18 protein-coding genes and 1 tRNA gene are annotated in these 18,801 nt (G+C 71.4%); 8 read left to right on the forward strand and 11 right to left on the reverse strand.

Features of this window, described 5'->3' with window-relative positions:
• Window positions 1-83 precede the first annotated feature (83 nt).
• A tRNA-Thr gene (locus ABZW32_RS08265) sits at window positions 84-157 on the reverse strand.
• 159 nt (window positions 158-316) lie between these two features.
• On the opposite strand from ABZW32_RS08265, the gene ABZW32_RS08270 reads away from it, so the two are divergent.
• The 4 genes from ABZW32_RS08270 to ABZW32_RS08285 all read left to right on the forward strand — a co-directional run bounded on the left by ABZW32_RS08270 (window position 317) and on the right by ABZW32_RS08285 (window position 4,640).
• Complete coding sequence (locus ABZW32_RS08270) at window positions 317-1,699, forward strand: RNA-guided endonuclease TnpB family protein (protein ID WP_356212884.1); 1,383 nt, start codon at window positions 317-319, stop codon at window positions 1,697-1,699.
• Window positions 1,700-2,079: 380 nt separating this feature from the next.
• On the forward strand, window positions 2,080-3,174 hold the full coding sequence (ugpC, locus tag ABZW32_RS08275) for a sn-glycerol-3-phosphate ABC transporter ATP-binding protein UgpC (RefSeq protein WP_356212887.1): 1,095 nt from the start codon (window positions 2,080-2,082) through the stop codon (window positions 3,172-3,174).
• Between the two features lie 201 nt (window positions 3,175-3,375).
• On the forward strand, window positions 3,376-3,789 hold the full coding sequence (locus ABZW32_RS08280; RefSeq protein WP_356212889.1) for a hypothetical protein: 414 nt from the start codon (window positions 3,376-3,378) through the stop codon (window positions 3,787-3,789).
• A gap of 53 nt (window positions 3,790-3,842) precedes the next feature.
• Window positions 3,843-4,640, forward strand: a complete 798-nt coding sequence (locus ABZW32_RS08285; protein ID WP_356212892.1) for a nucleotidyltransferase family protein — start codon at window positions 3,843-3,845, stop codon at window positions 4,638-4,640.
• 112 nt (window positions 4,641-4,752) lie between these two features.
• On the opposite strand, the gene ABZW32_RS08290 is transcribed toward ABZW32_RS08285, so the two are convergent.
• From ABZW32_RS08290 to ABZW32_RS08315, 6 genes are all read right to left on the reverse strand, one after another.
• Window positions 4,753-6,312, reverse strand: coding sequence for a DoxX family membrane protein (locus ABZW32_RS08290; protein WP_356212895.1), 1,560 nt, complete (start codon window positions 6,310-6,312; stop codon window positions 4,753-4,755).
• Window positions 6,313-6,482: 170 nt separating this feature from the next.
• Window positions 6,483-7,454 (reverse strand): 23S rRNA (guanosine(2251)-2'-O)-methyltransferase RlmB, encoded by a 972-nt coding sequence (rlmB, locus tag ABZW32_RS08295; protein WP_356212898.1) that lies wholly within the window; start codon window positions 7,452-7,454, stop codon window positions 6,483-6,485.
• Window positions 7,455-7,567: 113 nt separating this feature from the next.
• Complete coding sequence (gene cysS / locus ABZW32_RS08300; RefSeq protein ID WP_356212901.1) at window positions 7,568-8,971, reverse strand: cysteine--tRNA ligase; 1,404 nt, start codon at window positions 8,969-8,971, stop codon at window positions 7,568-7,570.
• 241 nt (window positions 8,972-9,212) lie between these two features.
• Complete coding sequence (gene ispF, locus ABZW32_RS08305) at window positions 9,213-9,734, reverse strand: 2-C-methyl-D-erythritol 2,4-cyclodiphosphate synthase (RefSeq protein WP_356212904.1); 522 nt, start codon at window positions 9,732-9,734, stop codon at window positions 9,213-9,215.
• Window positions 9,724-10,470, reverse strand: coding sequence for a 2-C-methyl-D-erythritol 4-phosphate cytidylyltransferase (gene ispD, locus ABZW32_RS08310; RefSeq protein WP_356212907.1), 747 nt, complete (start codon window positions 10,468-10,470; stop codon window positions 9,724-9,726). The genes ispF and ispD overlap by 11 nt, the downstream gene beginning before the upstream one ends.
• A 277-nt stretch (window positions 10,471-10,747) precedes the next feature.
• A complete protein-coding gene (locus ABZW32_RS08315; RefSeq protein ID WP_003953493.1) occupies window positions 10,748-11,230 on the reverse strand; it encodes a CarD family transcriptional regulator in 483 nt (160 codons plus the stop codon).
• Between the two features lie 554 nt (window positions 11,231-11,784).
• On the opposite strand from ABZW32_RS08315, the gene ABZW32_RS08320 reads away from it, so the two are divergent.
• Window positions 11,785-12,474, forward strand: a complete 690-nt coding sequence (locus ABZW32_RS08320; RefSeq protein ID WP_356212910.1) for a DUF461 domain-containing protein — start codon at window positions 11,785-11,787, stop codon at window positions 12,472-12,474.
• A 79-nt stretch (window positions 12,475-12,553) separates the two neighbouring features.
• On the opposite strand, the gene ABZW32_RS08325 is transcribed toward ABZW32_RS08320, so the two are convergent.
• Together ABZW32_RS08325 and ABZW32_RS08330 are read right to left on the reverse strand one after the other, a co-directional pair.
• Window positions 12,554-13,234 carry a response regulator transcription factor gene (locus tag ABZW32_RS08325; RefSeq protein WP_007265514.1) on the reverse strand — a complete coding sequence of 227 codons (681 nt, stop codon included), beginning with the start codon at window positions 13,232-13,234 and terminating at the stop codon, window positions 12,554-12,556.
• A complete protein-coding gene (locus ABZW32_RS08330; RefSeq protein ID WP_356212913.1) occupies window positions 13,231-14,475 on the reverse strand; it encodes an ATP-binding protein in 1,245 nt (414 codons plus the stop codon). Before ABZW32_RS08330 ends, ABZW32_RS08325 begins: the two co-directional genes overlap by 4 nt.
• 209 nt (window positions 14,476-14,684) lie before the next feature.
• On the opposite strand from ABZW32_RS08330, the gene phoU reads away from it, so the two are divergent.
• Both phoU and ABZW32_RS08340 read left to right on the forward strand, forming a co-directional pair.
• Entirely contained in the window at window positions 14,685-15,362 is a 678-nt protein-coding gene (phoU, locus tag ABZW32_RS08335; RefSeq protein WP_030232376.1) for a phosphate signaling complex protein PhoU, read from the forward strand.
• A 105-nt stretch (window positions 15,363-15,467) separates the two neighbouring features.
• Window positions 15,468-15,620, forward strand: a complete 153-nt coding sequence (locus ABZW32_RS08340; RefSeq protein WP_167456794.1) for a hypothetical protein — start codon at window positions 15,468-15,470, stop codon at window positions 15,618-15,620.
• A gap of 73 nt (window positions 15,621-15,693) precedes the next feature.
• Here ABZW32_RS08340 and ABZW32_RS08345 read toward each other — a convergent pair whose 3' ends face one another.
• Both ABZW32_RS08345 and ABZW32_RS08350 read right to left on the reverse strand, forming a co-directional pair.
• Window positions 15,694-16,152, reverse strand: coding sequence for a hypothetical protein (locus ABZW32_RS08345; protein ID WP_356212917.1), 459 nt, complete (start codon window positions 16,150-16,152; stop codon window positions 15,694-15,696).
• A 233-nt stretch (window positions 16,153-16,385) separates the two neighbouring features.
• Complete coding sequence (locus tag ABZW32_RS08350; protein WP_356212920.1) at window positions 16,386-17,144, reverse strand: phosphoglyceromutase; 759 nt, start codon at window positions 17,142-17,144, stop codon at window positions 16,386-16,388.
• Window positions 17,145-17,308: 164 nt separating this feature from the next.
• Between ABZW32_RS08350 and ABZW32_RS08355 the strand changes: the two genes are divergently transcribed.
• Window positions 17,309-18,676 carry an MFS transporter gene (locus ABZW32_RS08355; RefSeq protein WP_356212923.1) on the forward strand — a complete coding sequence of 456 codons (1,368 nt, stop codon included), beginning with the start codon at window positions 17,309-17,311 and terminating at the stop codon, window positions 18,674-18,676.
• Window positions 18,677-18,801 lie beyond the last annotated feature (125 nt).

The raw sequence follows: 18,801 nt of genomic DNA on the forward strand, positions 1-18,801 counted from the left end.
ACGCAAAAGGCCCCGGGTGATCACCCGGGGCCTTCCGCTTTTGTACGAATTCCCTCGATCAGATGCCCTCTGACCTGGGACGGAGCCGCCTGTCGGAATCGAACCGACGACCTCAAGATTACAAGTCAAGCGCTCTAGCCAACTGAGCTAAGGCGGCACGACCTCACACACAACCTCCACGCGCGAAGCCGCCCTCACTCTACACAGCGCCCGATTCCCCAAGCCATTAGATTGAACCCTCCCCCGTAACCCCTCACGCACACGTTCGTTGAACGTACTGATGTGCCGTTCTGAAGATCAGACCATGGGAGGGGAGATGGCGGACCGAGTGACAGGGGAGGAGGCCCGACGCATCAAGCGCGACCTTCTCGGGGTGGGCGACCGGACCGAACACCGGAAGCGGGCCGTGGCGCCGATGAAGGGGCTGATCGGACAAGTGGGCATGCAGCAGCGCGCCTACCGCTTCCGCTTCTACCCGACCGCCGACCAGGCGGCCCAGCTCGCGCAGACCTTCGGCGCCTGCCGCTGGGTCTACAACGAAGGCCTCGCCCTCCGGGTGAAGGCCTGGGAGGACCACCGGGTCTCACTGGGTTACGCGGAGACCTGCCGGGCCCTGACCGGGTGGAAACGCGTACGGGGGACGGCGTGGCTGAAGGAGACCTCGTCCACGGTCCTCCAGCAGTCCTTACGACACCTGGACTCGGCCTTCTCGCGATTCTTCAAGGGCTCGGCGAAGTACCCGCGAAGGAAGTCCAAACACCGCTCGAAGGACGCGGCGACCTACGTCCGCACCGGTTTCCGGTGGGCCGAAGACCCGAAGCGTCCCGGTACGGCCTCGGTCACCCTGGCCAAGCAGACGGCGCCACTCGACATCCGCTGGTCGCGCGCGCTCCCCCCGGGGCAGTTACCGGTGAAGCTGAACGTCACCCGGGACCGCGCCGGCCGGTTCTTCCTGTCCGTACTGGTGGAGGAGGCGGTCGTCCCGCTGCCCACGATGTTCGTTCCGGGCGGTCGGGAGCCCAAGGCCGTGGGCCTCGACCTCGGCCTCGCGACGCTGGTGACGATGGACGACGGGGAAAAGCTCCCGCACCCCCGCCTCCTGGCGAAATACGAGAAGCAGCTCGCAACCCTCCAGCGTGACCTGCACCGGAAGCAGAAGGGTTCGAAGAACCGGGGGAAGGCGCGGGAGCGGATCGCCCGCCTGTACTCCTCGATCGGTGACGTCCGTCGTGACCAGCTGGACCAGCTGACGACCCGCCTCGTGCGCGAGAACCAAGTGCTCGTGGTGGAAGACCTACCGATCGCCAACCTGCTGCGTGCGGCAACGGGCAGGAACAAGCGCCGCAAAGCGGCCCTGAACCGGTCGATCCTCGACGCCGCCTGGGGTGAACTGCTGCGCCAGCTGCGCTACAAGTGCGCGTGGTACGGGCGGACCCTGGTCATCGTGGACCGCTTCTTCCCGTCGACCCGGCGCTGCTCCGCGTGCCACACGAAGGGTCCGAAGCTCGACGTATCGATCCGCGAGTGGACCTGCGCGGAATGCGGGACCGCCCACGACCGGGACACGAACGCGGCGGTGAACCTCCGGGACGAGGGGATGCGGCTGTACTGGACGGTGGCCATGGCGCTGCCGCCCGGACGCGTACCGCCGAGCGTCATCAAGGCTTCGGAGCTGCTGGACCTCGTACCGGCGGCATAGCGAAGTGAAGCATCACGGACCGACGGGCCGTCGGCCGCAATGCCTGTGGAGCCTGCGTAGGACCGACCAGGTGCGACCCCCAGGGTCTCGCCGGGCCGGCAGCGGGCGTCGAAACAGGAACCACTGCTCGCGAGGGCAGTGAGGCGTGGGAGTACCACGGCCGGAAAGGCGGTGCTCTGCACGGCCTGGTCAAAAGTGGGGTGCTCTGCCAGCCCTGGTCAAAAGAGCGGTGCTCTGGCCCGCCCTGCCCGCGATCCGGACCGTCAGATTGCTGACAGGAGCCTTCGCAGCCGGTAGCGTCGGGCGGAGTCCGCTTACTGGACTAGACCTTCCACTCGGATCGTCCGGCACGTTCCTGCCGGTAGAAGGGATTCATCACCATGGCTTCTGTGACTTTCGACCGCGCGACCCGGCTCTACCCGGGCAGCGACAAGCCCGCCGTCGACCAGCTGGAGCTGGAGATCGAGGACGGCGAGTTCCTCGTCCTCGTCGGCCCCTCCGGCTGCGGCAAGTCCACCTCCCTGCGCATGCTCGCGGGCCTGGAGGACGTCAACGGCGGCGCCATCCGCATCGGTGACCGCGACGTCACGCACCTGCCGCCCAAGGACCGGGACATCGCGATGGTGTTCCAGAACTACGCGCTGTACCCGCACATGACCGTCGCCGACAACATGGGCTTCGCGCTCAAGATCGCCGGTGAGGACAAGGCCACCATCCGCCGCAAGGTGGAGGACGCGGCGAAGATGCTGGACCTCACCCAGTACCTCGACCGCAAGCCCAAGGCGCTCTCCGGCGGTCAGCGCCAGCGCGTCGCGATGGGCCGCGCCATCGTCCGCAAGCCGCAGGTCTTCCTGATGGACGAGCCGCTGTCGAACCTCGACGCCAAGCTCCGCGTGTCCACCCGCACCCAGATCGCCGCCCTCCAGCGCGACCTCGGGATCACCACCGTCTACGTCACCCACGACCAGGTCGAGGCCATGACGATGGGCGACCGCGTGGCGGTCCTCAAGGACGGTCTGCTGCAGCAGGTGGACACCCCGCGCAACATGTACGACCGGCCGGCGAACCTGTTCGTGGCCGGGTTCATCGGCTCCCCCGCCATGAACCTCGTCGAGGTCCCGATCACCGACGGCGGCGTGAAGTTCGGCGCGAGCGTCGTCCCGGTCTCCCGCGCTGCGCTGTCGGCGGCCGCGGACGCCGGCGACCGCACGGTCACCGTGGGCGTGCGCCCCGAGCACTTCGACGTCGGCGACGCGGGCGGTCTGACGATCACCGTCAACGTGGTCGAGGAACTGGGCGCCGACGGCTACGTCTACGGCAGCGCCCTGCTCGGCACCGACAAGACGCCGCAGGACATCGTGGTCCGCGTGGGCGGCCGCCAGGTCCCGGAGAAGGGCTCGACGATGCACCTGGTGCCGCGCGCCGACGAGATCCACGTGTTCTCGACCTCCACCGGTGCCCGCCTGTCCGACTGACGCGCACGTACGCGCGAGCGCAAGGGGCGTCCCGCCAAGGGGCGCCCCTTCCGCGTCAGTTGTGGGCCGCGGAACGAACCGCGGCAGACCGGGCCATTCGGCCGCACCCGTCAACCCCTTATTCGAAAAGCCACGTCGAACCATCCCCCGACCGGGTGACTAAATGTCGCCAAATCTTCACCGAGCGCTACTCTCGCCCTCGTGACCCACACTGCCCGCCGTATCGGCCGTTCCCTCGCCCTGGTCCTGCCCGTCGTCCTGGTCCTGTCCGGGACCCTCGCGGTCACGATGGTTCCCTGGGCGGACAACTCCCCTTCCCAGATCCTGACCGCCTCCGCCGAGGACGTCTCCGTCCCCGCGAAGCCGCGCGCCGCGCAGGACGTGCTGCGCGACAAGCTGCTCGGTGAAATCCGGCAGGGCGAGGAGCCGGGTGACGTCCTGACCCACCTCCAGCAGGAGGTGGACAAGCGTCCTTCGCTCGCCGACCACTGCGTGGGCATCGCGCGGGCCCTGGGCCGGGCCGCGGTGGACGCGTACGGGCCCACGAAGGCCCAGTCGTTCGCGCGCCCGGTGTGCGACACCTCGTACGCCTCGGGTGTCGCCTCGATGGGCTGACGCCCGCCGCGCCTGCCTCCGCCGGGGCAGGGGCCGTCCCTACGCTGACGGCCATGAGCGATGTTCCCCCCGCATCTCCCGCGTCTCCCGCACCGCCCGTTTCATCCCAACCCACCGACCGCGCGGCCGCGTTCCCGGCCCCGCCCACCCAGGCGGTCGTCCTGGCGGGCGGCCAGGGATCGCGGCTGCGGCCGTATACGGACGACCGTCCGAAGCCGATGGTCGAGATCCCGGGGACGGGACTGCCGATCATCGGGCACCAGTTGGCCTGGCTGGCGGCGGAGGGGGTCACCGATGTCGTCGTCTCCTGCGGGCACCTCGCGTACGTGCTCCAGGAGTGGCTGGCGTGCGCGCCGTTGCCGCTGCGGGTGACGACGGTGGTCGAGGAGGAGCCGCTGGGGCGCGGTGGCGGCCTCAAGTACGCGGCCCGGCACCTGCCTTGCGGTGACCGGCCGTGGTACGCGACCAACGGGGACGTGTGGACGCGGTTCCCGCTGCGCGAGATGGCGGCCTTCCACGAGGAGCGGGGGGCGACGGCGACGCTGGCGCTGGCCCGGCCGCGGATTCCGTGGGGGGTGGTGGAGACGAACGAGTTCGGTCAGGTGCTGGACTTCATCGAGGCGCCGCCGTCGCCGTACCCGGTCAATGCCGGCGTGTACGTGTTCGCCCCCGAGTTCGCGGCGCTGCTGCCCGATGTGGGGGACCACGAGCGGACGACGTTCCCGCATCTGGCGCGCGAGCGGCGGCTGGCGGGCTTTCCGCTGCCGCAGGGGGCCTACTGGCGGGCGATCGACACCGCGAAGGACCTGACCGAGGCGGCGCGGGAGTTGGCGGCGCAGAACGCCGCCTGAGCCTCCTGCCTCCTGCGCCGTCTCGGTCCGTACGCGGCCCCCGTACGCGGCCCCGTACGTGGAAGGGCCCGGCGCGCTCGGTGGCGTGCCGGGCCCTTCGGGGTGGGAGGGGTCAGCCGAGGAGGCCGCCGACGAGGCCGGGCTTCTTGGCCGGGGTGTCCCCGCCTCCGCCGCCCCGGCTCCCGGAGGAGGAGGCGGGCGGCTGCTGCGGGCTGGACTGCTTCGGGGTGGTGCTGCGCGGGGTCTGGCCGCTGCCGCCGCTCCTGGTGGCGCTGGGGGCCCCGGAGCCGGTGCCGGTGCCGGCGGTCTCCCGGGTGGTGGAGCCGCTGCCGGTGCGGCCGGGCTTGGCGGAGGGGGTGGGGGCGGACGCGGAGGGGGTGGCGGCCTGCTTCGAGGGCTGCTGCTGCTTGACCGCGGGTCCGGACGGCCGGGCGGGGGCCTGGGGCAGCGGGCTGCCGGGGAGGTAGTTGCTGGGGGCCTGGCCGGGGCCGGGGACGGTGACGACGGTGCTGGAGCGGACGGCGCCGCCGAGGACGGAGCCGATGAGGAGGGTGAGCCCGCAGACGACGGTGGCCATCACCGCGCCGCGGCGCAGGACGCGCCGGCGCAGCCGCCAGAGTTCGGCGCGGGGGCCGAGGGTGCGCCAGGCCTCTCCGGAGAGCCGGCCGTCGAGGGAGTAGACGGGTGCGCCGGCGATGATCAGCGGGCTCCAGGCGGCCAGGTAGATGATGTCGGGGGCGTCGTAGGCGGGGACGGTCTTCCAGCTGACCGTCATCAGCAGGGCGGCGGAGAGCAGGGCCCCGATGCAGGCGGCGAACCGCTGCCAGAGGCCGAAGACGGTCAGGACGCCGACGATGACCTGGAAGAAGGCCACGGTGAGGCCGGCTCCCACGGGGTGGGCCAGCGCGAAGTCGCGCAGTGGTTCGGCGAGGGCCCAGGGGTGGAGGGTGTGGAGCCAGCTGACCATGGAGCCGCGTTCGCCGCCGTCGAAGTAGACGGGGTCGCACAGCTTGCCCATGCCGGCGTAGATGGAGATGAAGCCGAGGAAGACGCGCAGCGGGAGCAGCACGACGCCGAGGTTCATCCGGCGGCCGGGGTAGTAGGAGGCCTGGGCGCGGGGGTCGGCGGGACCGCGCCGGGAGTCGGTGTCGGGGTAGTGCGGGGGGTGGTACTGCGGGGGGTACTGCGGGTCGTGCGGCCGGTGGGGCAGGTCCCGTAGGGCGGTGAGCGCGCGGGTCTCGTCCGGGTCCCCGTAGGTGCGCTGGCCGATGACGGTGGGGGTGGTGAGGGTGTCGTCGGCGAGGTCGTGTGCGAGGTCGACCCGGGGGATGGTCTGGGTGGCCCCGCCGTCGTATGCGTCGTGTCCGCGGCCGGCCTCCCGCACGGCCTGGAGGAGCCCGCCCGTGGCCGCGGCGTCGCCGGGGGCGGACTTGCCGCTCCAGACGACGGGGGCGCGGCGGCGGGTGGCTCCGGCGGCGGCGACCACGGCGGCGCCGAGTACGGGCGCGCGGCCGGGGGTATTCGCGGGCTTGGAACGCGCGCTCGGGCTCGGTGCGAGCCGCACGCGGAAGCTGGCGTGGTTGACGATGACCTGTGCGGGGTCGCACGGCACCTTGACCATGCTCAGCGCGGGCTGGTCGTCGAACCCTGACGTTCTGGTGTCCACACTCATCTAACCGAGTGATCAGTGTTTAGGACACTGCCTTGACAGCAGGGATCTGTCCGAGACCCGTCAAGATCAAGTCACCCCGCCCGGAAGGGGCGGGGTGACACGCTCACGGGTGACTCCCCGTGAGGCAAGTGGATCAAGCGGCGGGGCGGGCGGGCCCTGCCCCGGTGCCGTCAGACGCGGCCGGCCTCGGCGCGGCGGCGGGCGGCCTCGTAGAGGACGACGCCCGCGGCGACACCGGCGTTGAGCGATTCGGCGCCGCCCGGCATCGGGATGCGGACGAGGTAGTCGCAGTTCTCGCCGACGAGACGGCCGAGGCCCTTGCCCTCGGAGCCGACGACGATGACGACGGGACCGGAGAGCGCTTCGAGGTCGGCGACGGAGTGCTCGCCCTCGGCGGCCAGGCCGACGATGGCCAGACCGGCCTTCTTGTAGTCCTGGAGGGCCCGGGTCAGGTTGGTGACGCGGGAGACCGGGGTGCGGGCGGCGGTGCCGGCGGAGGTCTTCCAGGCTCCGGCGGTCATGCCGGCGGCGCGGCGCTCGGGGATGACCACGCCGTGGCCGCCGAAGGCGGAGACGGAGCGGACGATCGCGCCGAGGTTGCGGGGGTCGGTGACGCCGTCGAGGGCTACGATCAGCGGGTCGTCGCCGTTGTCGTAGGCGTCGGCGGTGAGGTCCTCGGGGTGCGCGTACTCGTACGGCGGGACCTGGAGGACCAGGCCCTGGTGGTTGAGCCCGTTGGTCATGCGGTCGAGCTCGGGGCGCGGGGCTTCCATCAGGTTGATGTTGCCGCGCTCGCCTGCGAGCTGGATGGCCTCGCGGACGCGCTCGTCGTTGTCGATGAACTGCTGGACGTAGAGGGTGGTGGCGGGGACGCCGTCGCGCAGCGCCTCGAAGACCGGGTTGCGGCCGACGACCATCTCGCTGGTGCCCTTGGGGCCGCCGCGGCGCGGGGCCGGGCGGCGCTTGGCGGCCTGGCGGGCCATGGCGTTCGCGATGCGGTTGGCCTTGTGCTTCTTGCGGTCCTCGGCCTTGGGCGTGGGGCCCTTGCCTTCGAGGCCCTTGCGCCGCTGGCCACCGCTGCCGACCGTGGCGCCCTTCTTGTTGGACGTGCGGCGGTTCCTGCGCTGGCTGTTCCCGGCCATGACCTCTACCTGTTTTCGTTGGTGCTGCGATATGTACGTATGAAGAGTGTGCCGCCCGGAAGGCCGGGCGGCACAGTCGGACTGCTCCGGAGGGCCGTGTCGGTCGTACGCGCCTAGCGCGGGCCGAGGGTCCAGCGGGGTCCGGTGGGGCTGTCCTCGATGACCAGGCCGGACTGCTGGAGCTGGTCGCGGATGGCGTCGGCGGTGGCCCAGTCCTTGCGGGCGCGGGCGGACTCGCGCTGGTCCAGGACGAGGCGTACGAGGGTGTCGACGGCTCCGTGCAGGTCCTCGCCCCGGTCGGCCGCCTCGCCGGCCCAGTGCGGGTCGAGCGGGTCCAGGCCGAGGACGGCCAGCATGGCGCGGACCTCGGACAGGCGGGCGATGGCCGCGTCCTTGTCGTCGGCGGCGAGGGCGCTGTTGCCCTGGCGGACGGTGGTGTGGACGATGGCGAGCGCCTGCGGGACGCCCAGGTCGTCGTCCATGGCCTCGGCGAAGGCCGGCGGGACCTCGGCCGCGGCCTCGACGGGCCCGCCCGCCTTCTCGATGACGCGCTGGTAGAAGCCCTCGATGCGGGCGAAGGCGGACTCCGCCTCGCGCAGGGCCTCCTCGCTGTACTCGATCATCGAGCGGTAGTGCGGGGTGCCGAGGTAGTAGCGGAGCACGATGGGGCGCCACTGCTTGACCATCTCGGAGACGAGGACCGAGTTGCCGAGGGACTTGGACATCTTCTCGCCGGACATGGTGACCCAGGCGTTGTGCACCCAGTACTTGGCGAACTCGTCACCGAAGGCCCGGGCCTGGGCGATCTCGTTCTCGTGGTGCGGGAAGATGAGGTCCAGGCCGCCGCCGTGGATGTCGAAGGCCTCGCCGAGGTACTTGTGCGCCATGGCGGAGCATTCGAGGTGCCAGCCGGGACGGCCGCGGCCCCAGGGGGTCTCCCAGGAGGGCTCGCCGGGCTTGGCGGACTTCCACATGGCGAAGTCGCGCGGGTCGCGCTTGCCGGTCTCGCCGGTGGACTCCGGCTGGCGGATGTTGTCGAGCTCCTGGCGGGAGAGCGAGAGGTAGCCGGGGAAGGACTTCACGTCGAAGTAGACGTTGCCCTCGGACTCGTACGCGTGGCCGCGCTCGATGAGCCCGCGCATCATCTCGATCATCTCGGGGACGTGACCGGTGGCGCGGGGCTCGTAGGTCGGCCGCAGGCAGCCCAGGGCGTCGTAGCCGTTGTTGAAGGCCAGCTCGTTGTCGTAGCCGATGGACCACCACGGGCGGCCCTGCTCGGCGGACTTCGCGATGATCTTGTCGTCGATGTCGGTGACGTTGCGGATGAAGGTGACGTCGTAGCCGCGGTACGCGAACCAGCGGCGCATCACGTCGAAGTTCAGGTAGGACCTGATGTGCCCGATGTGCGGGGCGGCCTGCACGGTCGCGCCGCAGAGGTAGATCGAGACGCAGCCCGGGACGAGCGGGGTGAAGTCGCGGATCTGCCGGGCGCTGGTGTCGTACAGGCGAATAGTCACGGCATCCAGGGTAGTGGGCCTCTAGCAGTGCCCCGCGACCCTTTGGGCACCCGGGGGGCGGGTTTGTTGCACAAGGGGCGCGGAAGGGGGGCCCGCGAGGTCCCGTACGGGCGGTTTACCCGTCTTGCCCGGCGCCGTGCGCCCCGGCGGAGCCCCCCGGGCCGCCGCGCGCCCTCGACCGGGCCGCGAGGCCCCGGCCCGGCGGGCCGGGGGTTCCCGGGCGTTCGGACGCGGTGGAGGTTCAGACGCGGTAGACGAGCGCCGTGGCGATGGCGGCGAGCCCTTCTGCGCGGCCCGTGAGGCCCAGGCCGTCGGTGGTGGTGCCGGAGACGGCGACGGGGGCGCCCGCCGCCGCCGCGAGCGCCTTCTGCGCTTCTTCGCGCCGCTTTCCGATCTTCGGGCGTACGCCGATCACCTGGATCGCGATGTTGCCGATCTCGAACCCCTCGGCGCGCACGATCCGGGCGGCCTCCGCCAGCAGGGTCACGCCCGCGGCGCCGGACCACTCGGGGCGGGAGGTGCCGAAGTGGGCGCCGAGGTCGCCGACCCCGGCCGCCGAGAAGAGGGCGTCACAGGCCGCGTGGGCCGCGACGTCCCCGTCGGAGTGACCGGCGAGACCGTCCTCGCCCTCCCACAGCAGCCCGGCGCACCACAGCTCGCGCCCGGCCTCGAAGGCGTGGACGTCGGTCCCGATCCCGACGAGCGGGATCAGCGGGGCGCCGGCGGCGGCCCGCCCGGCACGGCCTTCGGAATCAGTACGCATCGGTGGCCCTCCTGCGGGCGAGTACGGCCTCGGCGAGGACCAGGTCGAGCGGGCGGGTGACCTTGAAGGCCTCTTCGTGGCCGGGGACGACCACGACGGTGACCCCGGTGCGTTCCACCATGCCGGCGTCGTCCGTGGCGCCCTCGCCGCTGACGGCGATGGCCTCGTGGGCGCGCAGCAGGGTGGCGAGGTCGAAGCCCTGCGGGGTCTGTACGGCGCGCAGCCGGGCCCGCTCGGGCGTGGCGACGACCGGTTCGGGCCGGCCGGGCGCGCCGGGTTCGACCTCCTTGACGGTGTCGGCCAGCGGCAGGGCGGGGACCACGGCGGGGGCGCCGTCGCGGACGGCTTCGACGACGGAGTCGACGGTGTCCACGGGGACCAGCGGGCGGGCCGCGTCGTGGATCAGTACGGAGGTGATGTCCGCCGGGAGGGCGTCCAGGCCGGCCCGGACGGACTCCTGGCGGGTGTCCCCGCCGGGGACGACCCGGATCTCGGTGCGTTCGGGCAGCGCGTGCTCGTCCAGCAGGTTGCGCACCTCGGCGGTCCCGTCGGACGGCGCGACGACCACGACGAGGGACACCGCGCGGGAGCGTGCCATGGCGCGGACGGCGTGGATGAGCATCGGCGTCCCGCCGAGCGCCCGCAGGGCCTTGGGGGCGCCGGGGCCGAGGCGTACCCCGCGTCCGGCGGCCGGGATCACCGCGGCGGTGCGGTGGGGGCGCGTTTGGTCAGACATCAGTAGTAGCTCCGGGCCAGGTTTGTGACTTCGGCCGACATGGGTATGGCCTGAAGGGTGCCGGGTGCGACGCCCTCGCCCCTTCCGTGACGACCGGTCGAGCCGGCTGGCCGGGCCCGGCGCGCCAGAAGCAGGCCTACGGGTCTGTGTCTACGGGTCTGTGCCTAAGGGTCCGTGGACGTGGATGCAGACATGCCGCAGCGCCCGGCAACGACCCCCTCGTGGAGGAGGGGGTCCGTCATCGGGCACCGCGGCACACTGTGGTTCGGTTCGAGCGTCAGGACGCGAGAACCTCGTCGAGGAGGGCCTCGGCCTTGTCCTCGTTGGTGTTTTCGGCGAGCGCGAGCTCGCTCACCAGAATCTGGCGCGCCTTCGCGAGCATGCGCTTCTCACCCGCGGAAAGCCCGCGCTCACGCTCACGACGCCACAGGTCACGCACCACTTCGGCGACCTTGATGACATCGCCAGAAGCGAGCTTCTCCAGATTTGCCTTGTAGCGCCGGGACCAGTTCGTCGGCTCTTCTGCGTACGGTGCGCGGAGCACCTCGAAGACCCGGTCCAGCCCGTCCTGGCCGACTACGTCGCGAACGCCGACGAACTCCGCATTGTCCGCAGGCACACGAACCGTCAGGTCGCCCTGGGCGACCTTGAGCACCAAGTAGGTCTTGTCCACGCCTTTGATCTGGCGAGTTTCGATGGCCTCGATCAGCGCGGCCCCGTGATGGGGATAGACCACGGTGTCGCCAACCTTGAACGTCATGTGACAGGTACCCCTTCCGTGGCTATCCAGGGTAACACGAGAACTGACTGTTATGAATGGCGTTTTCGCAGGTCAGGGCACATCTCGGGGCTTGACAACAGCGACACGAACGTGCTGCGAAGGGCTTCCGGAAGGGGGTATTCGCAGGTCGGAGGCGCTGTACGGACCGGTCGAATCGACCACGTTACACCTGGCGGAGGAGCTCACGACTGTGACGTACGTCCCGTTTTGCCGGGTTCTGAGCCGGGAAACCGAAGTACTCCGTTCGACTGGCGGGCACGCGTACGGAGCGGGTTCCGGCCCAATCCCGAATTGATCACGGATCCGCGTTCGAGGGAATCCGGAAATTGATCACCGCGCGGCGTCCGGAGGTTATGGGGAATGCAAGATCGCGGGGCGGGCGCGGCGCGGGGCGCGCGGAGCGGAGGGTCGGGTGCGGGGGCGGGGCGGCGGCTCGGTAACCTAAGCGCGCTGACAGACCCTTAGGGCGGCTTTACCTCGGCCGTCCCGAGAGTCCACCCTCCCGTCCGTACGTCCTAGGAGTTGCCGCAGCCGTGAGCCGCAGCCTTCGACGCGGCACCCTCGCCGCTACCGCCATCGTGTTCTCGATCGCCTCGCTCGCCGCGTGCGGTGCCGGCAACGACGCGCAGACTCTCCAGATCAAGCCGGACAACGCCGCCGCCACCAAGGGCGACATCAAGGTCCAGAACGTACTGGTGATCAGCCAGGGCGAGAAGGGCAAGAAGGGGGCGGCCTCCGTCTCGGCGACCGTCTTCAACACCGGCGAGAAGCCGCAGGTCCTCAGCGGCATCACCCTGCCGGCCACCAAGTCCAAGGTGGTCCTCAAGGGCGCCGGCGGCGCCGACAAGATCATCGTGCCCCCGAACGGCTCCGTGGTCATCGGCGGCAAGGGCAACGCCTCCGCCGCCATCGAGGGCGGCATGGCCTCCGCGGTGGAAGCGGGCAACGTCGAGGCAGTCGTCTTCCAGCTGAGCAGCACCGGTGACGTGCCCGTGGGCGCGCAGGTCGTGCCCGCCGCCGGCATGTACGCCCCCTTCGGCCCGACCGAGGCCCCGGCCGCCGCGGGCTCCACCCCGTCGGGCTCCCCGTCGGGCTCCCCGTCGGGCTCTCCGTCCGGTTCCCCCTCGGGCTCGCCGTCGGGCTCCGCGTCGGGCGCCGCGGGCGCCTCGGCCCCCGGTACCCCGTCGCCGTCGGGCAGCGCCTCGCACGCCGCCGGTCACTGACGCCGCGAGACACGAAGGGAGGGCCCCGGCCGCTGATGCGGCCGGGGCCCTCCCTTCGTTCGTACGCCCGCCGGTCTGTCTACGGCTCGAACTTGTAGCCGAGGCCGCGGACGGTCACCAGGTAGCGCGGGGCGCCCGGGTCGGGTTCGATCTTGGCCCGGAGGCGCTTGACGTGGACGTCCAGGGTCTTGGTGTCGCCGACGTAGTCCGCGCCCCAGACCCGGTCGATCAGCTGCATGCGGGTGAGCACGCGGCCGGCGTTGCGCAGGAGCATCTCCAGCAGGTCGAACTCCTTCAGCGGGAGGTCCACCTTGGCGCCGGCGACGGTGACCACGTGCCGGTCCACGTCCATCCGTACCGGACCCGCCTCCAGGGCCGCCGGGGTGACCTCCTCCGGCTCGCCGCGGCGGCGCAGCACCGCGCGGATGCGGGCGACGAGCTCGCGGGAGGAGAAGGGCTTCGTGACGTAGTCGTCGGCTCCTATCTCCAGCCCGACGACCTTGTCGATCTCGCTGTCCTTGGCGGTCACCATGATCACGGGGACGTTGGAGCGGCCGCGCAGCTGCCGGCAGACCTCGGTGCCCGGCAGACCGGGCAGCATCAGGTCGAGGAGGACGAGGTCGGCGCCGTTGCGCTCGAACTCGTCGAGCCCGTCGGGCCCGGTCGCGGCGATCGCGACCTCGAAGCCTTCCTTGCGGAGCATGTAGGACAGGGCGTCGCTGAAGGATTCCTCATCCTCGACGACGAGCACTCGGGTCACGGAAGGACCTCCGGGGCAGGGATGGCTGTTTCGGGTTCGGGTTGGGGTCGGGGTCGGGCGGGTGCGGGGGCGTCCGTCGGGGTCTGGGCGGCCGCCTCGGGCAGGCGCAGGGTGAACGTGGAGCCCTGGCCCTCGGAGCTCCACACCGACACCTCCCCGCCGTGCGAGGCCGCGACGTGCTTCACGATCGCGAGGCCCAGTCCGGTTCCTCCCGTGGCGCGGGAGCGGGCCGGGTCCACGCGGTAGAAGCGCTCGAAGACGCGCTCGCGGTCCTTCTCCGGGATGCCGATGCCCTGGTCGGTCACGGCTATCTCGATCAAGTCTCCACCCGGCGCGGACACCCGGCGCGCGGCGATGCCGACGCGGGTGCGGGCGGGGCTGTAGTTGACGGCGTTCTCGACCAGGTTGCCGAGGGCGGCGGCCAGCTGTCCCCGGTGACCCCATACCCGCAGGTCGGCGGTGCCGCCGGCGGCCATGGTGATCTGCTTGGACGTCGCCGTGTGGCGGCACCGGTCGATGGCCTCGGCCACCAGGGTGTCCACCCGCACGGGCTCGGCGTCCTCCAGTGCCTCGTCGTTCTGCACCCGGGAGAGGTCGATCAGCTCCTGCACGAGGTTGATCAGGCGGGTGGACTCGATCTGCATGCGGCCCGCGAAGCGGCTGACCGCCTCGGGGTCGTCGGCGGCGTCCATGACCGCCTCCGAGAGCAGCGAGATCGCCCCGACCGGGGTCTTCAGCTCGTGCGACACGTTCGCGACGAAGTCGCGGCGGACCGCCTCGATGCGGCGGGCCTCGGTGAGGTCCTCGACGAGCAGGAGCACCAGGCGGGAGCCGAGCGGCGCCACCCGGGCGGAGACCGCGAGGGCCTCGCCGCGGCCGGTGCCGCGCCGGGGCAGGTCGAGCTCGATCTGGCGTATCTCCCCGTCCCGGCGGGTGTCGCGGGCCATGTGGAGCATGGGCTCCACGGCCAGCTTGCCGCCGCGGACCAGGCCCAGGGCGTACGCCGCCGAGCTGGCCTTCACCACCGCGTCGCCCTCGTCGAGGACGACGGCGGAGGAGCGGAGCACGGAGAGGACGGTGTCCACACCGGGTGGGAGCACCGCGTTGATGTCGGGGCGCATGGAGCTCCGGGTGGGGCGGGCCTGGTCGCGCTCGCTCCAGCGGAACGCCAGCATCGCGATCACACCGGTGCACAGACCGGCGATCGCTGCAGCTGCGGCGACCGCCGCGTTCACGTCCATGCATCCAGGTTAAGCAGGCAGAACGACACTTCCACAGCCGTTCGGGTGGCAGCTCGAACACTCGTCGCCCAGAGTTCACCCTGGCGACGGGGTTGATTCACTTGCGATGCCGGAGTCGGACGCGTTGGCACCCGAACGTGTAGAACGTGGGGCCAGGAGCCACGCAGCAGACGAGCAGGCAGTAAGACCGGCAGGAGAGGGACACCACCATGCGCGACGCGTACCACGAGGAACTGGACTCGATCGGAGAAAGCCTGGTCGAGATGGCCCGGCTCGTCGGTTCCGCGATCGGGCGGGCGACGACCGCCATGCTGGACGCCGACCTGAAGCTGGCCGAGAGCGTCATCGCCGCCGACCAGAAGGTCGACGACCTCCAGCACGACCTCGAAGCCCGCGCCATCGCCCTGCTGGCCCGCCAGCAGCCGGTCGCCACCGACCTGCGCATCGTCGTCACCTCGCTGCGCATGAGCGCCGACCTGGAGCGCTCGGGCGACCTGGCGCAGCACGTGGCGAAGCTCGCCCGGCTGCGCTTCCCGGACCGGGCCGTCCCGCGCGACCTGCACGCGACCATCCTGGAGATGGGGCAGCTGGCACAGCGGCTGATGGCGAAGGCCGCCGAAGTGATCATCACGAAGGACGTCGACCTCGCGCTCCAGCTGGAGCAGGACGACGACGAGATGGACCAGCTGCACCGCACCCTCTTCCAGCACCTGATGGACGACCGCTGGAAGCACGGCATCGAGACGGCCGTCGACGTGACCCTGCTGGGCCGCTACTACGAGCGCTTCGCCGACCACGCGGTGTCGGTGGCGAAGCGCGTGGTCTACCTGGTGACGGGTGAGCACGCGGACGAGCTCCAGCAGCCGACGCAGGTCGACGGGGTCTGACCGTCCGCTTCCGAGCCCCAATGCGCCGTTGACGCGCCGGTGTGGCTGGGCATGAATGAGGCGAAGGCACCACCACTTCCCGTACGCCGCCTGCGAGGAGGAACCATGCCCGATTCCCCCGTTCCCATCACCCCGGAGCAGGAGCAGCCGCCCCGGCCGCCGGAGCCCCTGCGCCTCCCGCTGCTCGCGGCCTGCGGTTGCGGGTCGGGCTGCGGCTGCGGCTGCCAGTCCGGCGCCCCCTGCCAGTGCGGGGGCTGACCCCGCCCACGGAGGCACGCCCGAAGGGCCCCGCCGGACCGCGTCCGGCGGGGCCCTTCGCCGTGGCGCGCGGTCAGTCGCCGGTGTTGGTGGCCCAGACGGGCTGGTTGGCACTGTTGTAGACGACGGCGTTGCCGTCGTCCTGGACGGACAGGTACTGGCCCTTGTGCCAGGTGCCGGCGGCCCAGACGGGGTTGCCGTTGCTGTCGTAGACGACGAAGTTGCCGTCTTCCTGGAAGACGGCGCTGTTGGCCTTCGGCCAGACGTTCGGCGCCTGCCAGGCGGCCTTGCCGTCCTTGTAGAGGACGAAGTTGCCGTCGCTCTGGACGCGCAGGACGGTCCGGCCGTTGCCGGAGGTCCACGCCTGGTTCTTGTGGAGGGTGGAGCCGCCGTAGAAGTGGGAGTCACTACGGGCGGCGGAGGCGGCGGCCCGCGGCGCGGACGAGGCGTCGGCGGCCGGGCCGGAGGCGAGTACGGGCAGCAGGGCGAGGGCGAGCGCGGGCAGACCGCGCCTCACGAGGTTCTTGATCATGACTCGGAGTTGTATCCGGGCGGCCCCGGGGCCCGACAGCGCAGAAACGAAGCACTCACCCGTCCGGCCCACCACCTTCAGCGCCGAAACGCCACTTCACGCGCGCTCCGCACCCCCTCCCCCCATCTCAAACCAACGAAAAAGCCCCACCCCGGCGCAAAACAGCCCCCGGCAGCGAAAAGCCCCCCACCCGCCGGGAAACGGCAGGTGGGGGGCTGTTTCGTGGGTAAGGGTTACTTCTTGCCCTGGTTCTTGACGGCCTCGATGGCGGCGGCCGCGGCGGCCGGGTCGAGGTAGGTGCCGCCCGGGTTGAGGGGCTTGAAGGAGGCGTCCAGTTCGTAGGCGAGCGGGATGCCGGTGGGGATGTTGAGGCCCGCGATGTCGGCGTCGGAGATGCCGTCCAGGTGCTTGACCAGGGCGCGCAGGGAGTTGCCGTGCGCGGCGACCAGGACGGTGCGGCCCGCGAGGAGGTCCGGGACGATGGCGTCGTACCAGTACGGGAGCATGCGGACGACGACGTCCTTGAGGCACTCCGTCTTCGGGCGCATCTCCGGCGGGATGCTCGCGTAGCGCGGGTCCTCGGACTGGGAGAACTCCGTGCCGTCCGCGAGGGCCGGCGGCGGGGTGTCGTAGGAGCGGCGCCACAGCATGAACTGCTCCTCGCCGAACTCGGCGAGGGTCTGGGCCTTGTCCTTGCCCTGGAGGGCGCCGTAGTGGCGCTCGTTCAGGCGCCAGGAGCGGTGGACCGGGATCCAGTGGCGGTCGGCGGCCTCCAGCGCGAGCTGGGAGGTGCGGATCGCGCGCTTCTGGAGGGACGTGTGGACCACGTCGGGGAGGAGGTCGGCGTCCTTCAGGAGCTCGCCACCGCGGACCGCCTCCTTCTCGCCCTTCTCGTTGAGATTGACGTCCACCCAGCCGGTGAACAGGTTCTTCGCGTTCCACTCGCTCTCGCCGTGACGGAGGAGGATCAGCTTGTACGGTGCGTCGGCCATGCGTACGAGCCTAATGGACGGGCCGGTGCGCCCGCGCGCGGCTCCAGGGGGGCCGCGGAGGGCTCCCCGATTGACGGGCGGCGTCAATCCAGTGGCGGCCGGTGGGGCGTCCTCGTAATGTGCCGAGAGCTGGGGTGGCGCTTACATCATCGGGGGGATTCCTTATGTCCGTTGGCAGGTTGAGACAGGCCGCGCGGGAGAGCGTGGCGGGTCTGCCGAGTGCCTTCTGGTGGCTGTGGGCGAGCACGCTGGTGAACCGGCTCGGGGCCTTCGTCGCCACTTTCATGACCTTGTACCTGACGTTGGACCGGGGCTACTCGGCCTCCTTCGCGGGACTGGTCGTGGCCCTGCACGGGCTGGGCGGGGTGGTCTCCTCGCTGGTGGCCGGGGTGATGACCGACCGGCTCGGGCGGCGGCCGACGATGCTGGCGGCGAACGTGTCGACGGCGTTCTCGGTGGCCCTGCTGGGGTTCATGGAGCATCCGGCGGCCATCGCGGCGGTGGCCCTGCTGGTCGGGATGACCTCGAACGCCTCGCGCCCGGCGGTGTCCGCGATGATGGCGGACATCGTCCGGCCGGAGGACCGCGTACGGGCCTTCGCGCTGAACTACTGGGCCATCAACCTCGGCTTCGCGATCAGTTCGGCCGTGGCGGGGCTGGTGGCGGAGTACAGCTACCTGGCCGGTTTCCTGGGCGAGGCGGCGCTGACGCTGCTGTGCGCGGTGCTGGTGTTCGCGAAGCTGCCGGAGTCCCGGCCGGAGCGGGACGCGGCGCAGGAGGAGGCGGCCGGGCCGGAGGTCGGGCTGGGGGACGTACTGCGGGACGGGCGGTTCATGGGGGTCGTCGGACTGTCGTTCCTGATCTCGCTGATCTTCACGCAAGGTTCGGTGGGGCTGCCGGTGGCGATGGGCGCGGCGGGCTTCTCGCCCGGTGACTACGGGCTGGTCGTCGCGGTGAACGGGGTGCTGATCGTGGCGCTCCAGATCCCGGTGACGCGGTTCATCGAGCACCGGGACCCGCAGAAGCTGCTGGTGATCTCGGCGCTGCTGGCGGGGTACGGGTTCGCGATGACGGCCTTCGCGGGGCCGCTGTGGGCGTACGCGCTGACGGTGATGGTGTGGACGCTGGCGGAGATCGTGAACTCGCCGACGCAGATGGGGCTGGTGGCACGGCTGTCGCCGGTGCACGGGCGCGGGCGCTACCAGGGGATGTACACGATGTCGTGGGCGGTGGCCGCGCTGGTGGCGCCGCTGATGGCCGGGTTCGTGATCGACCGCCTGGGCCCGGCGTGGCTGTGGGGGGCCACGGGGGTCCTGGGGACGGTGGCGGCGCTGGGTTACTGGCTGCTGATGCGGGGTCTCCCCGAGGGTGGACCGGGGGCGCCGGGGGTGCGGGTCGCACGGGTCGCACCGGTGGCGGGCGGCAAGGGCGGCTCGGCTGCCGGGTCGGGCGGCACGGATGCCGGATCGGCCGGCGCGGGTGGCACGGTCCCTGCCGGGGCGCAGCCGGTGGCCGCCGCCGCGGAGGCGTGACGCCGGGCCGCGTCCGGCGCCGCGGGGCGCCACGGGTTGCGGGCGCGCGGGGCGCCGGGCGCCACGGGCTGCGGGGCTCGGGCCGCCGGCCGCGTCAGGCCAAGGGGCGCCTCAGGCCGTCGGCC

The sequence above is a fragment of the Streptomyces sp. NPDC004667 genome (genome assembly GCF_040609475.1).
Taxonomy (GTDB): Bacteria; Actinomycetota; Actinomycetes; order Streptomycetales; family Streptomycetaceae; genus Streptomyces.